Below are 14,139 nucleotides of genomic sequence, written 5' to 3' on the forward strand. Positions count from 1 at the left end.
CATCATCTTGCTCTATCGGATACATTCGCTTTTTAAATTTTAGACAATACCAAATACATCGCTTCACTAGTGAATGTGCCATCCGCTTGAATTTGATAATAATTACGTACTGCATCTGACACTTTACTTTGCAAATAACGAATCGTTTCTACGGCTTCAGGCGGTGTCTGCATGCGCTCAACCCAACTTTGGAAATTCAATACTAAGCTTTGCTTCTCCATGGCTTCAATTTTAAAACCTGCATATTCAGCAAATCGCATCCACTCTTGTAAGCTATAATCTCGTACATGACTTGGGTCACGAATCATTTCAATGCTTTGAATAAAAGTATCCAATATTGGATTTGAACTTCCAATAATATCAAAAATAATGACTTTACCCTTTGCTGTTAAAACACGGTGAATTTCTTGCATCGCTTGCCCAACATTCTGCCAATGATGCGCTGAATAACGGCTGATAATGCAATCAAAATGATCTACACCAAAAGCCAAATGCTCTGCTGCACCCACATGCCCCACCACATGAGTCAATCCCTTACGTTGAGCTTCGACTTCAACCACTTGCACCATTTCAGGCGTTAAATCATATGCAATCACTTGTTCAACAAAAGGAGCAATTTGATAACTGACATGCCCTCCGCCACAACCTAAATCTAGAATATGTTTATAATGATTCTGCTGAACCAATTCCTGCATTTTTTGAAATTCAATACCTTGTGCATGCACTGTACTTTTCAAATAGGCTTCTGATTTATTTTGATATTGTTGTTGATTGACATCATGTTGATTTTTCATATTCTTGCTCTATGCTTGATGTATAAATCTACAATAAGCAACATCATGCAAAAATAAAAATGATCAATTTTAATTAAATTAATAACTTTAAGTTATTAAAAATATTCAAACCAATGCTTATTTATATATTAATCTTTTAAACACGGTGATGTAGTGGTCTTATAGTTATAGCCCCATGTTCGATATCCTTGGGTATCAATATGGAATTTATTGTGTCCATAAATGCCAAAACCCATTCGATAAGCTCTACCTTCAATCTTCCAAAATTGACACATTCGTTGGGTAAATTGTTGTTCTTTTATCCCTTGAAGATTTTGATCTAAAACTTGAAAATCGACAGCATAATTAAACAGATGCTTACTCTTTTTCGCCCCTTTGATACATTCATTGACTTCTGGGCTACGAAAAGTTGAGGTAATTTTATATTGTGAAAAATACTGATCTTTATTGAGTTTTTCGAGCAGTTTTAAACTATTGATAATATTATTCCAATACTTTTTGGGTGGTATTGCAAAACGGTACTGTTCACACTGTTTTGGCATCCGATGCCCATTATAAGCCAATGCAAATAAGCTTGGTGCTTGGGTTAAATTGGTCGCAATAAACTGGTGATATTCATTTAAAGTATTTTGATTTTGTTGCGCTTTCCATTGTTGAAATTGTTGCTCTAATTTTGCACTATGTGGTTCTTCCCTCCGATTTTCGGTATGCTCTTTTTTAGGCGTACACGCACTGCATAAACATACAATGCTTATGAATAGTAACTTATTATTCAATTGTAAATTGATCACTGCACTACTCTTATTCTTTTAAATTGTTTAGCCATGCTTAAAATATTCTGCATTATCATTTTTTAATTTGCATATTTTAGGCATAAAATACACTTCTGCGTGCCATCTTTACAAAACATCACAGATCATACAATTTACAACGGACAAAAATGTCCGTTAAATATACAAAAGATTGTACCTCACCTAAACCTATGCTTAAACGCCAACAACAGGCAGCCAAGAATCGTGAAGATTTACTGATCGCTGCGCTCACCATTTTCCGAAAACACGGTATACGTGCGCCTTTACAATTGGTGATTGATGAAGCCAGAGTTGGACGAGCAACGTTTTATCGTAATTTTCAGGATCGACGCGAGCTGATTGTCGCTTTAATGGAACAGGCTTTACAGCGCTTAGAAGAACGTGCGCAATATTTTTCACAGTTTAATGATGGCTTGATTCAACTGATTCAAAACCATGTCCACAATTTACCGTCACTTACAGCATTGATGGAATATTGGCGAGTCATTAATCGACATGATCCGATCATGATCAATATCTACCAAAAACGAGATGCAATACTTCAACCACTGATTGATCAAGCCATTGAACATAAAATTTGCCGTGCCGATTTAACTTCTAAAGACTACGCCTTAATCACAGGAATTCTTAGAGCTTCATTCCAAGGTATGACCGATGAAGAACAAATGGCATTGGCCAATCGTGCTGTAGATTTACTTATCAATGGCATTAAAGCCTAGTTTGGAGCACATATGGCAAAAGATCCGCGCCTTTTAGAACCTGCTCCAGACTGGACACCCGAGGAACGTCCCACACTTCCTGGCTCTCCTGCTGCTATTGCGCATCCAACTCATCGGCGAATTTTATATTTTGTGATTGGGCTCTTTGTTGCGATTTGCGGAAGTTTAAGTAATGGTTTTATTACAGCAAACCTCCCTTTAATTCAGGGTGAATATTCGCTTACACCCAGTCAAGCAGCATGGATTCCTGCTGCTTATGTTATGGCGAATATCAGCTCCAACCTCATTTTATTTAAAGCACGTCAACAATATGGGCTTCGCCTATTTTCTGAAATTGGTTTGGTTTTATTCATTGCTGTACTGATTCTACATATTTTTGTGCATACCTTTGAAATGGCACTTTTTGTCCGAATTGTCAGTGGTTTAGTCGCTGCCCCGCTCAGTTCTTTGGGGATGTACTACATCATGCAAGCCTTTAAACGGGCGAATTTTGGTCGTGGCATTTATTTGGCTTTGGGTTTTCAGCAATTGGGGATTCCATTGGCGTGGATTATTTCTCCTGCCATTGTTGATGTGAATGATTGGGCGGTGCTCTATACCTTTGAGCTAGGTTTAGCCCTGTGCTGTTTGGCGATGGTGGTTTCATTAAAACTCCCTCGCAGTTTAAGAATTGAGGTTTTTGAAAAGCAGGACTTTTTCACTTTTGCATTATTAGCACCCGGCTTTGCTTTTATTTGTATTGTGCTCACTCAAGGCCCAATTCTGTGGTGGTTTGAAGCCAAATGGTTAGCTTATATTTTGATTGCTGGCTTTTCTTTGATTGTGATCGGTCTGACGTATGAACATTTTCGGGTCAATCCACTGATCATGACGCGATGGCTGGGTGCATCAAGTACGCTTCGTTTTATTATTGGTGCTTTAGCCATTCGCTTTTTAATGTCAGAGCAAAGCTATGCGGCTGTCAATTTCTTAAAAGCGATGGGTATGGGACCTGACCAATTTGTATCGCTCTATATTGTGATTTTTCTTGGCATTGTTTCAGGAACAATTTTTAGTGCCATGACCTTTGCAAAAGAACGGATTATTTGGCATTTAATTGGTGCTGAAATCTTGATTCTGATAGCCTGTGCATTGGATTACCATCTCACCAGTGATGTGCGCCCTGCCAATTTTTATACCAGTCAGTTTCTAGTCGGTTTTGCCAGTGGTATGTTTATTGGCCCACTCCTTTTAACTGGGATTATCAATGCCTTACAAAAAGGACCATCGCATATGGTCACCTTTGTGGTGCTATTTTCTGCGACACAAAGCTTTGGGGGCTTAATTGGAAGTTCTTTCTTTTCCACTTATCAACAAGTTCGTACCCAATATCATCGGGTCGAAATTATCAGTGATTTACCCCAAACAGACCCATTGGTTGCACAACGTTTAGCGACGTATCAACAAAGTTCGAGTAAATATACATTAGACCCAGCTTTGCAACAAAATCAGGCAGTGCGTAATTTAAATCAGGTCGTCACACGTGAAGCTCAAGTTCAAGCCTATAACGATGTGATTGCGCTCAATGGTGTTTTTGCTGTTTTGTTATTAATCTGGGGTGCATTGAATATCACAAGAAGTAAATATTTGTTGCGAAAACAGCAACTCAGTGCAAATACCTCTTAAAATCTTTGAGTGTTATTTAGACAATAAAATTAGGTTACCGTTATTCAGCATTCTTTGAGAAAAACGACATGTCGCAAGATCAAAATACTACAGATGTATCCGCAAATGCTCCATCTGAAACTGCACAGCCTCAAACACAGATGAGCAGTCCTGCACCTCTCGCTCCGCCACCTTCAAGTAAATTAATTCCAACAGCGAAGCGTACTTTGGTATTGATGGCTTTGGTATTGCTGATCGGTATTGCTGTAATTATGTGGGCTTGGAAAATTGGTCCGTTTGATAATGCGATTGAATCGACAGACAATAGTTATGTCAAAGGCAAAACCACCGTACTTTCATCTCAAATTAATGGTTATGTTAAAGATGTATTAGCTATTGATTTTGATCATGTCAAAAAAGGGCAAGCATTGATGCATATTGATGCGACCACCTATGATCAAAAAGTAACTCAAGCTGAATCGGGTGTAGATCAAGCCAAAAATAATTTAGCCAATCAAGCTCAAGCTATAGAACAACGCAAAGCCGATATTATTGCTGCCAAAGCTAAAGTTGATCAGGCACAGGCAGCCTATGACCTGTCCATCGCTCAACTTAATCGTTATCAACAACTTGGCAATAGTGGTGCTGCCTCTAAAACAGAGCAAGACAAAGCTGCCGCAGATGCAAAGAATAATTCAGCCTTACTCAAACAGGCACAAGCCAATGTACTGGTTGCACAAGAAGCGTTAAAAACTGCACAAGTGGCTGAAACAGGTTTAAAAGCACAAGTGACCAATGCCAATGCACAACTGGGTCAAGCGGTCACCACCAAAGATTACAGCGTGATCAGCGCACCTATGGATGGTCAATTAGGCGAAGTTACACCACGTATTGGACAATATGTGGCAGCAGGTACTCAGCTCATGTATTTAATTCCAAAACAAACATGGGTCACTGCCAACTTTAAAGAAACCCAAATCGCCCATATGCACATTGGGCAAAAGGCAACATTTAAGGTAGATGCAATGGGGCATCAAAAATTCACAGGAAAAGTTGAAGAAATTTCACCTGCCGCAGGTTCTGAGTTCAGTGTATTAAAGCCTGATAATACAACAGGAAATTTCACCAAAGTTGTACAACGGATTTCTGTGCGTATCGCCATAGATCCGAATCAAAAAGGCATTGATCACTTACGTCCAGGTATGTCTGTTGTAACTTCAGTGGATACAAGTTCTGATCAATAATGTAGAAGCTGATTCATTTTCAAAATATCTGGATTGAATAACTGAGTGATTTGGGATAATGATCTCACTATGAGACATCTTCATATTTACTTATACTTAATCCTAACTTTGAGAAAGATCATTTTTCCAATATGATCCCATACACATATATCCGAGTAAGAATGGCGCTTTATAAATGTTTGATCAAATTGCTCAATCCATTCCTTATCAAAAACTCAAGATCAATGCACCAGTAGAAGTCACGATCAAGCGTTTGGATTTGGTTCATCCTCAAATTTCAGGCAATAAGTTTTTTAAACTCAAATATAATTTTTTAGAAGCGCAAAAATCAGGATTAGACAAAATCATCACTTTTGGTGGCGCTTATTCCAACCATATTGCAGCAACGGCTTTTGCCGCACAGCAATTTGGATTTCAAAGCGTGGGCATTATTCGTGGCGAAGAACTCAAAGAAAAGCCCTTCAATACAACATTAAAAACCGCAGAGCAATTCGGTATGCAGCTCCACTTTGTTTCCCGTGAGAACTACCGACTCAAAGATACATCAGACTTCCTGGATAAACTGAATGCGGACTACCCTGCCAGTTATGTCATTCCTGAAGGTGGAACAAATGCATTGGCAATTCAGGGATGCAAAGAAATTTTAACGCAGGAAGATCAGCAAAATTATGATGTCATCTGTTGCGCTGTGGGTACTGGCGGAACCATAACAGGGCTGATTCAGGCCTGTGCAGCACATCAGTCTGTTTTAGGGTTTTCTGCTTTAAAGGGTGATTTTCTGAATAAACAAGTTGCTGAATGGACGATTCAACACAACTGGACAATTTTGGATGATTATTGTTTTGGTGGCTATGCCAAAACTCAGCCTGTGTTAATTCAATTTATGAAAAGTTTTGAACAACAATACCAGATTCCACTGGAACAAGTTTATACAGGAAAAATGCTGTTTGGTATTTTTGATTTGATTCAAAAAAACTATTTCCCTGCAAAGAGTAAAATATTGGTGATTCATTCTGGTGGATTACAAGGTCGTAATTCAATCACTGAATAAACCTGAAAATCAGCGCATAATTGTCTATAATGCCCTGCTTTTATCTCCCCTTGAGTATGTTATGTCTACCAATCAATACGATGTCATTGTGCTTGGCGCTGGTGCCTCAGGTTTAATGCTCGCTGCTAAAGCTGCTGCGCGTGGACGTAAAGTACTGGTTGTGGAGAAAGCCAATAAAATTGGTAAAAAAATTCTGATGTCTGGTGGTGGTAAATGTAATTTCACCAATTTAGATGTCGAACCTGAACACTTCATTTCGCATAACCCACATTTTGTGATTTCCGCACTCACCCGTTATACCAACTGGGATTTCATTGGTTTGGTTTGTGAATATGGCATTGCTTATGAAGAACGTAAGCATGGACAACTTTTCACTTTAAATGGTTCTAAAGAAATTTTAGCCATGTTGCTCAATGAATGTGAAAAAACTGGTTTGGTTGATATTAAAAGCAGTTGTGAAGTGAAAAGTGTCACCTCTATTGAAGACAATGGCTTTCAAATCAATACAACGCAAGGTAACTTCAAAGCTGAATCTGTGGTGGTTGCATCGGGTGGATTGTCTATTCCAACTTTAGGTGGTTCAGGTATTGGATACGACATAGCCAAGCAATTCGGTCATCATTTACATGCCACACGTGCAGGTTTAGTTCCTTTTACTTTTTCCGATCAGTTTAAAGAAGTCACCACACGTTTAAGTGGTAATGCAGTTGAAGCAACACTATCTAATGAATTAAATGCCTTTACAGAAGCTTTACTCTTTACCCATCGTGGTTTAAGTGGTCCAAGCTCATTGCAACTTTCTAATTATTGGGATGTTGGGCAAAGCTTTAAAATTAATTTCCTACCTACTTTAGATTTACATGAGTTTTTTAAATCTAAAAAACACAGCCAAGTGAAAGTCCTACTCAGAACATTATTGATTGAGCATTTACCTAAAAGTGTCGTACTTGAATTACAAACGCTGATTTGGTTAGATGTTGCCGAAACTGCAATTGGTAATATCAGTGATGATAAATTGGAATTCATCGCCAATCGTTTACATGCTTTTGAGGTTAAACCTTCTGGAACTGAAGGTTACCGAACTGCGGAAGTAACCCTTGGTGGTGTTGATACTACCGAAGTTTCATCTAAAACCATGGAAAGTAAAAAACAGAAAGGCTTATTTTTTATTGGTGAAGTCTTAGATGTATCTGGTCATTTAGGTGGTTATAACTTTCAATGGTCATGGGCGTCTGCACATGCCGCATCGCAGTATGTTTAAACTCAACGCATATTCTAAGTTGGCTGTTTAAACAAATGAAATAGCTTACTATATATACAGTGGTCTGATGCAATCTCTTCTATGTCTCAGACCCTTCTGTATTTCTGTATTAATACCAAATTGACTGAGTTAAGTCACAAAATGATTAAGTCGCTTCCTTTTAGTCTTCTTCACATTCAAATCCCCTTTTTTCTCAAATATCCCAATCAGTAAAATAGAAACAATTGAAATTAAAGTTTAAATATTTGGCTCTTTGCGTATCACCTTTTTATTTTTCCCTTAAGGATTCAAATAAAGAAGTTGTTAATACTTAATTACAAGATATCTATGATCGTACTCTATGAAATAGCGTTGATCATATTTTTCTATTCAATCATGTTTGGACTGATCTGCATCATTTTTATCTTCATTCTGCGAAGTAGTTTGCTGTCCATACTTCTGTTTATCTTTCGATTTTGGTTTGGCAAATACGAACTTATAAGCACTCGCTAAAAAACCGACAGTAACCCCTGCTATCACAATCGGTGCTATAAATTTATTAGGTTTCTTCTGCGACATGATATTTCTCCTCAAAAAAAATTAAAAATAAAAAAGATCGTTCAGCTATAGACTGAGCGATCTTTCATAAAAATTACAGGTTATTTCGGGTCATTTTGATCAGGTGGAATATCAGGATTTTGATGCTCATTTTTAAATCTGACCGTTGGTGCATAAGGTGCTGTCGGTTCAGTTGATGAATTGACTGTATTCACACTGGAATGAGATGAAGCTAAAGGATTCGGTTGATTCGCATCCTTTTTGGCTTTATCAATTAAATCAGTCAAGACACGTTCAGCAGGTTGGCGACCACCTAAACCAAAGGCAAGTGCAAATGCGACTGCGACAGAACCTAAAGTTAAACCAAAAGCGAGATTCACAATAGAGTCTGCAATGCCCATGGCTTTTAAACCCATGGCAATGACTAAACCCATGATTAAGATACGTACTAAATTACCTAACCAACGTGAACTGTTATATTCACCTCGTTGTACAACATTCGCGACAATATTGGCCAACCAGAAACCAATCACGAGGATGACAGCACCCAGTAAAATATTGGCACCGAATTGAATAAACATGGCAATTAAGCCACTGATTTGCTCAAAGCCAAGTCGATTTGCAGCTTCAGATACAGCAAACAACATGGTGAAAAATACAATCAGATAACCAATCACACATGAAACTTTGGTATCACCTAAAAAGCGTTGGACATCCAATTTTGCAGGAATCTCATCAATACCTGTTCCAGCAAGCACCTCTGCGACCAACTTCGCAACAAAGCGTGAGACCACATAAGCCACAATCAGAATCAGACCCGCAGCAATAATATGCGGAATTGCATTCATAATTTCAGCAAGCATCGCTGTTGCAGGTTGAGAAATTGCTTGAATACCGAGTGCTTCAAAAGCAATGATTAAAGCGGTAATCATCACAATCGCAAAAACGAAAGAACCTAATAGACGCGATACACTACTGTTTTTAAAGAGTCCTATTTTTTCTGCTTGTATCTGTAAATTCAAGCTATTGGTTAAGCCTTCAACAATACCTCGTACAATTTTTGCAAGAATATATCCAACAAAAACAATCACACCTGCAATAAACAGATTTGGAATATATGAGATCACTTCACTCATCATATTCTGTACAGGAAGTAAAAGCCCTTGTAAACCTAGAATAGATAAAACAATCGGTAAAAATAATAACAAAATTAACCAATACACAATATCGGCAATATTATGACTGATTGGGCTCACACCTACTTCAGAACTAAGTTTTTCATCCAATTGTGTTTTTGCCAATACGCCAGTCAGTCCTGCACGAACTAATCGGGCAACAATCCAACCAATAAAACCGACGATAACCGCAGCAATAATACTGGGAACAAAAATAAGGAATTGAGCAATCATGTCACTAAATGGACCACTGACACTGCTGATATTTAAGACATTTAAAGCTGCAATTATGGCAATAATCAAAATGAACCAAAACACAAATTTGGAAATGATCGATTCATAATCTGGTGATGCCTCTGCCACTGGATGCCCAGCCGCATTGGAAAGCTTATGATTGGTATTCACCCTTTGAAGAAGTTTTTTTATACCTGCTGCAATCATTAAGGCAATGATCCAACCTACTAATAATATTACAACAGCAGCAATAATCGGATGGAATTGATCCCAATAATACATGGCATCAACCCCTCCCCGAGGACCTCCTGTAAACCATTCATTCATCGTCTTTTCCTCTTGTTATATTGGCATGACATTAAAATTTTCTTCGTTATTCATGAAACTTTTATTCTTCAACTACGACCTTATAAATTGGGTGTTTTTTATTCAAGAGCCCACAGCATAAATACAACAAAAGTTTTCTGTATCATTTGTCTAGATTGCAAAAAACTCCAGCTATTAATTAAAATAGAACTAGAGTTTTAATGATTGATTGTAATAACGATGAGTTGATTAGGTACTTGAATAATCTATTCTTCAATTTAGAGATAAATGATTATTTTACCCAATCTGCCAACATGTAAACGAATAAGCTAAGCAAGAAAAGCCCCACAAGAATAAGCATATACACAGGTAAGCGTTTCTTTTGGTTCACTTCTTCTACGCTGGTTACATGAGATGGTTTATTGAAATCATGTTGCATAATTCCCCTCTCTCAATTCTTATTGGTGAAATTTCATACTAGCAAGCTATTCTGTTGTTTTGTGTAAAATATTTTTATTGAAAGTAAGCATATTGAAATTACATTGCCTGCCTTGAAAATGAGCTATAATGCTGTCCCTATTTTTTGACTCTCATAGATATGGCATATTCACGGCAAAGTGTCTTACTTGATTTAGACACAGATGTCACTCAACAATGTTTTTTGCATACAACACGTGATGAACATCTGATTGGGATTATTGAATTCAATAAACCAAGCTATGTCTTTAAATGGGGCGATTTGGAATACTTCCGTCGTCGTACAGAAGAATTTTCGGTTATGCCTTTTCCAGAATGCATTAATGCAATGGTGATCGACATTCGAAATGTTGTACCTTTCTTAGACAATGAAGTGCCGATTATTCCTTGGCGTTTATTGGAAGAAGATTGTCCTATTCGTCTGGTTGTTCCTGCTGATCGTTTAGAGCATTACGCAGGGATTTTTGAACCGACTTGGCTCACAACAGATTGTGAAACAGCAATTCAAGAACTACGCGAATTTATGGATATGTTCGTGCATTAAAATTTCGCGATTTAACGCCAACTAAAACTTTATTTAAACATCACATTATTTTAAAGATCAAAAATCATTTGGAAGATTTTATCGTTAATCTTCCATAGATTTAACATAATCCAATTACGATCAAATTTAAATTACCAATAATTTTCGACTGCAATATTACCTTCGCCACGACGATTCATGGTCAATCCCTTCGCTTTGAGTGCATCTTTGGTATCATCCACCATTTGTGGATTTCCGCAGAGCATCACATGCGTCGTTTCAGGATTAAAGTCCAAACCTGCTACTTTTTCTAGCTCGCCATTTTCAATCAGAATGGGTAAACGATCATGTAAAATAGCATGTGGATCACGTGTGACGATTGGAATAAATTTAAAACCTGTATGTCCTTCACCAAAACTTTCTGCAATTTCAGCAATACGCTCAACATAAGCCAATTCAGATTCAGTTCGAACACTATAAACTAGATTAATATTTTTATATTTCGACCATGTTTCAAAGTCTTGTAACATCGAAATAAATGGAGCTAAACCTGTGCCTGTTGCCAATAACCATAAATTTTGTGGTAAAGGTAATTGATAACGCGCTAAGGTTAAAAATCCGTATGGAATTTTCTCTAAATACAGTTCATCACCAATTTGTAGATGCTGTAAATTTGAAGTAAAAGCACCCTCTGGAACCACAATAGAGAAAAATTCAAGCGTTTCATCGAAAGGTGATGACACCACAGAATAAGCTCGAACCACCAAGTCATCACCCACTTTGAGCCCAATACGCGCAAATTGCCCTGCTGTAAATTTAAAATGCGCAGGTCGCGTCATGGTAAAACTAAACAAAGTATTGGTCCAACGTTGCACAGATAAGACTTTTTCTACGCTAAATTTTTCAATTGACATGATTTCTACGTGGCATGAAAGATACTCCTCATGGTAGCATGAGATTATTATTTATTAATATTTTTTAAATGTTAAGGCTATATTCATGCGCATGACTTTACGCCAGTTGGCTGTTTTTGTAGCAGTCGCTCAAGAAGGTACTGTTACTAAAGCTAGTGATGCTGTCAGACTTACGCAAAGTGCTGCAAGTATGGCTTTAGCGGATTTAGAAGATGGTCTCGGAGCACCTTTATTTGACCGTTTAGGTAAGCGTTTACAGCTGAATGATTTAGGTCGTTTCTTGTTGCCACAAGCACTGGAAATTTTAGGTCGTTGTGATGCTTTTGAACAAGCGGCTAAAGGTGAGCTACAAAGTATCGATTTACGCATTGGTGCGACATTAACCATTAGCGACTATTTAATGCCAGATTTAATGGCAGATTTCTTACAAGCTCAACCGCAAGCACATCTTCAATTACAAGTGGGCAATACTCGCCAAATGATTGAAGCTGTGAATCAATTTCAACTTGATTTAGCATTAATAGAAGGCTCATGCCATTTACCACAATTACAATGCATTCAATGGCGTGATGATGAACTTGCCGTTTGTTGTTCACCGAACCACCCTTTGGCGCTCTTTGAACGTGCTTTAACTGCCAATGATTTCCACCATGTTGAATGGATTTTACGTGAAGAAGGTTCAGGAACACGTGAAGTCTTTGATAATGCAATTTTAAAAGATTTACCTGATGCTAATATTCGTTTAACACTGGGTCATAATGAAGCAATTTTAAAAATTGTTGCAGGTGGCTTAGGGATGTCATGCATTTCTAAACTTGCGATTGAGCCTTTACTTGAAAAAGGTCAATTGGTGATTCTAAATACACCATTTTGGCAATTGACTCGTCCTTTATACATGCTTGTGCATCGTCAAAAATATCAAGGGCCTGGGCTTAAAGCATTTATGAAATTTTGTGATCCTAAGAATTAATAATTTTATTGAATAAACAAAGGCTCCTGTATTAGGAGCCTTTTGCATTACTTACCAAATTGTCGCTCACATGGTCGCCCATCATTATTCCCGTCCATTTTCGTATTTGGACAATTTCGAATAAAAAATACAGCTTCTTCATAAGAACGCATTTGACTACAATGTGTCCGCCCATCACAGCTAAACTTAGCTTGTACTGACTTAGCTGTTTGATTCGCTGATATTGTATTGGATTCCCCTTTTCTTTCTTCTTTGATCACTATAGCTTCAGGCTGCTTTTTTGAACTCTCATCATTCAATGCACGTTCAGACTTTTCAGTAAAATAAATAGGTTTAAGCGTACCGACATCTTTGCGTTGTTGATCAACAATTTTTTGCTGTTGTTGCTTATAAAGTTCTAACTTTTGCGTTTGCTCAGTTTTATAGACTTGATACTTACCCCAAGCAATCCATGAGCCAAACAATGCGAATAATCCAAGTATCAGTAATATTGGAATCACAATCTTCGATTTTTTAATTTTCTCTTTTTTATATTGTATTTTTTTCGGCTCAGTTTGAGCAATTTTCCTTTGTGCAAGTTTATTGCTAATCGCAACATCCAAGCGAGTAATCTGATTCGCTTTAAACTTTCCCTCTTCTTCCACAATTAAATACTTTAAATTTTCACCAATTTTAGGCTCACCACCTTCTTTAGGAAAATCTGAAATATGGAAAAATATATTCTGATGTGAATCTTGATTTGAAACAAAACCATAGCCTTTTTCAGCGCTATATTCTTTCACCGCTCCAAGGTTATACATTTTATTTCCAATATATGCTTTAGTTTTCACTACCTTAGCCTAAAAATAATCAAAAATAAAATAGATGTCTCTTTTTTTTCGTGCTGAATTTCACTTAAACTTTATAATTCTGATATAAATTAGCTTTTATATTGATGTGAACATTCATTCCACCTTAATGATGTTCTTTTTTTACTCGGCTATTTTCTTGTTTTTGCTCACGCATATATTGCTGTAATTTGGCATCTTGCTGTATTTGATACTTTTGATATCGTTCATACCCATACTTCACTGCGAAAAAGCTCAGAATAACCACAGCTCCACCAATAAAGAACCAAAGGCTGATTTCAACTTTCGGCTTTTCCTCTACAACGATTTGATGCTTACGATATGCAAACCTTGTTCTTAAACTCAAATACCAAGGGCTTAACCTCCAATCCTGCGTTTCTTTTATCGGCTTTTCTTTCTTTGGAGTGCTTACAACTGAATTCAGATGTGGAAGAATCTGATTGATTTTAGATTCCACAGATTCCACAGATTCCACAGATTCCACAGATTCCACAGATTCCACAGATTCCACAGATTCCACAGATTCCACAGATTCCACAGATTCCACAGATTCCACAGATTCCACAGATTCCACAGATTCCACAGATTCCACAGATTCCACAGATTCCACAGATTCCACAGATTCCACAG

General features: G+C 37.5%; 15 protein-coding genes. 7 read left to right on the forward strand and 8 right to left on the reverse strand.

Going from position 1 to position 14,139, the window contains the following annotated elements; all coding sequences use genetic code 11:
• Positions 1-32: 32 nt before the first annotated feature.
• A complete protein-coding gene (locus B9T35_RS11400; RefSeq protein ID WP_086191231.1) occupies positions 33-794 on the reverse strand; it encodes a class I SAM-dependent methyltransferase in 762 nt (253 codons plus the stop codon).
• 128 nt (positions 795-922) lie between these two features.
• The gene (locus tag B9T35_RS11405) at positions 923-1,585 is read right to left on the reverse strand and encodes a D-Ala-D-Ala carboxypeptidase family metallohydrolase (protein WP_086191232.1); all 663 of its coding nucleotides are present in this window, start codon (positions 1,583-1,585) and stop codon (positions 923-925) included.
• 191 nt (positions 1,586-1,776) lie between these two features.
• Here B9T35_RS11405 and B9T35_RS11410 point away from each other — a divergent pair, with 191 nt between their 5' ends.
• The 5 genes from B9T35_RS11410 to B9T35_RS11430 all read left to right on the forward strand — a co-directional run bounded on the left by B9T35_RS11410 (position 1,777) and on the right by B9T35_RS11430 (position 7,525).
• Entirely contained in the window at positions 1,777-2,325 is a 549-nt protein-coding gene (locus tag B9T35_RS11410; RefSeq protein WP_086191233.1) for a TetR/AcrR family transcriptional regulator, read from the forward strand.
• A gap of 12 nt (positions 2,326-2,337) precedes the next feature.
• Entirely contained in the window at positions 2,338-3,990 is a 1,653-nt protein-coding gene (locus tag B9T35_RS11415; protein ID WP_086191234.1) for an MFS transporter, read from the forward strand.
• A 68-nt stretch (positions 3,991-4,058) separates the two neighbouring features.
• Positions 4,059-5,213: an HlyD family secretion protein gene (locus B9T35_RS11420; protein WP_086191235.1), complete on the forward strand. Its 1,155-nt coding sequence runs from the start codon at positions 4,059-4,061 to the stop codon at positions 5,211-5,213.
• Positions 5,214-5,388: 175 nt separating this feature from the next.
• The gene (locus B9T35_RS11425) at positions 5,389-6,264 is read left to right on the forward strand and encodes a 1-aminocyclopropane-1-carboxylate deaminase/D-cysteine desulfhydrase (RefSeq protein ID WP_086191236.1); all 876 of its coding nucleotides are present in this window, start codon (positions 5,389-5,391) and stop codon (positions 6,262-6,264) included.
• Between the two features lie 61 nt (positions 6,265-6,325).
• Complete coding sequence (locus tag B9T35_RS11430; protein ID WP_086191237.1) at positions 6,326-7,525, forward strand: NAD(P)/FAD-dependent oxidoreductase; 1,200 nt, start codon at positions 6,326-6,328, stop codon at positions 7,523-7,525.
• Between the two features lie 369 nt (positions 7,526-7,894).
• On the opposite strand, the gene B9T35_RS11435 is transcribed toward B9T35_RS11430, so the two are convergent.
• The 3 genes from B9T35_RS11435 to B9T35_RS18425 form a co-directional block, all read right to left on the reverse strand.
• On the reverse strand, positions 7,895-8,083 hold the full coding sequence (locus tag B9T35_RS11435; protein ID WP_086191238.1) for a hypothetical protein: 189 nt from the start codon (positions 8,081-8,083) through the stop codon (positions 7,895-7,897).
• 80 nt (positions 8,084-8,163) lie between these two features.
• Positions 8,164-9,798, reverse strand: a complete 1,635-nt coding sequence (locus B9T35_RS11440) for a mechanosensitive ion channel (RefSeq protein ID WP_086191239.1) — start codon at positions 9,796-9,798, stop codon at positions 8,164-8,166.
• A gap of 271 nt (positions 9,799-10,069) precedes the next feature.
• Positions 10,070-10,216, reverse strand: a complete 147-nt coding sequence (locus B9T35_RS18425; protein ID WP_171264267.1) for a hypothetical protein — start codon at positions 10,214-10,216, stop codon at positions 10,070-10,072.
• A gap of 159 nt (positions 10,217-10,375) precedes the next feature.
• On the opposite strand from B9T35_RS18425, the gene B9T35_RS11445 reads away from it, so the two are divergent.
• Positions 10,376-10,798, forward strand: coding sequence for a hypothetical protein (locus tag B9T35_RS11445; RefSeq protein ID WP_086191240.1), 423 nt, complete (start codon positions 10,376-10,378; stop codon positions 10,796-10,798).
• A gap of 131 nt (positions 10,799-10,929) precedes the next feature.
• Here the strand turns inward: B9T35_RS11445 and B9T35_RS11450 are convergent, their stop codons facing one another.
• Positions 10,930-11,691: a ferredoxin--NADP reductase gene (locus B9T35_RS11450; RefSeq protein ID WP_086191241.1), complete on the reverse strand. Its 762-nt coding sequence runs from the start codon at positions 11,689-11,691 to the stop codon at positions 10,930-10,932.
• 85 nt (positions 11,692-11,776) lie between these two features.
• Between B9T35_RS11450 and gigC the strand changes: the two genes are divergently transcribed.
• Complete coding sequence (gene gigC, locus B9T35_RS11455) at positions 11,777-12,661, forward strand: LysR family transcriptional regulator GigC (RefSeq protein WP_086191242.1); 885 nt, start codon at positions 11,777-11,779, stop codon at positions 12,659-12,661.
• Between the two features lie 47 nt (positions 12,662-12,708).
• On the opposite strand, the gene B9T35_RS11460 is transcribed toward gigC, so the two are convergent.
• Positions 12,709-13,461: a cold shock domain-containing protein gene (locus B9T35_RS11460; protein ID WP_086191243.1), complete on the reverse strand. Its 753-nt coding sequence runs from the start codon at positions 13,459-13,461 to the stop codon at positions 12,709-12,711.
• Positions 13,462-13,615: 154 nt separating this feature from the next.
• Positions 13,616-14,139 (reverse strand): hypothetical protein (locus tag B9T35_RS18265; protein ID WP_171264268.1); only part of this gene is annotated, 524 nt, incomplete at its 5' end.

The sequence above is a fragment of the Acinetobacter sp. ANC 3832 genome (assembly GCF_002135415.1).
Classification (GTDB): domain Bacteria; phylum Pseudomonadota; class Gammaproteobacteria; order Pseudomonadales; family Moraxellaceae; genus Acinetobacter.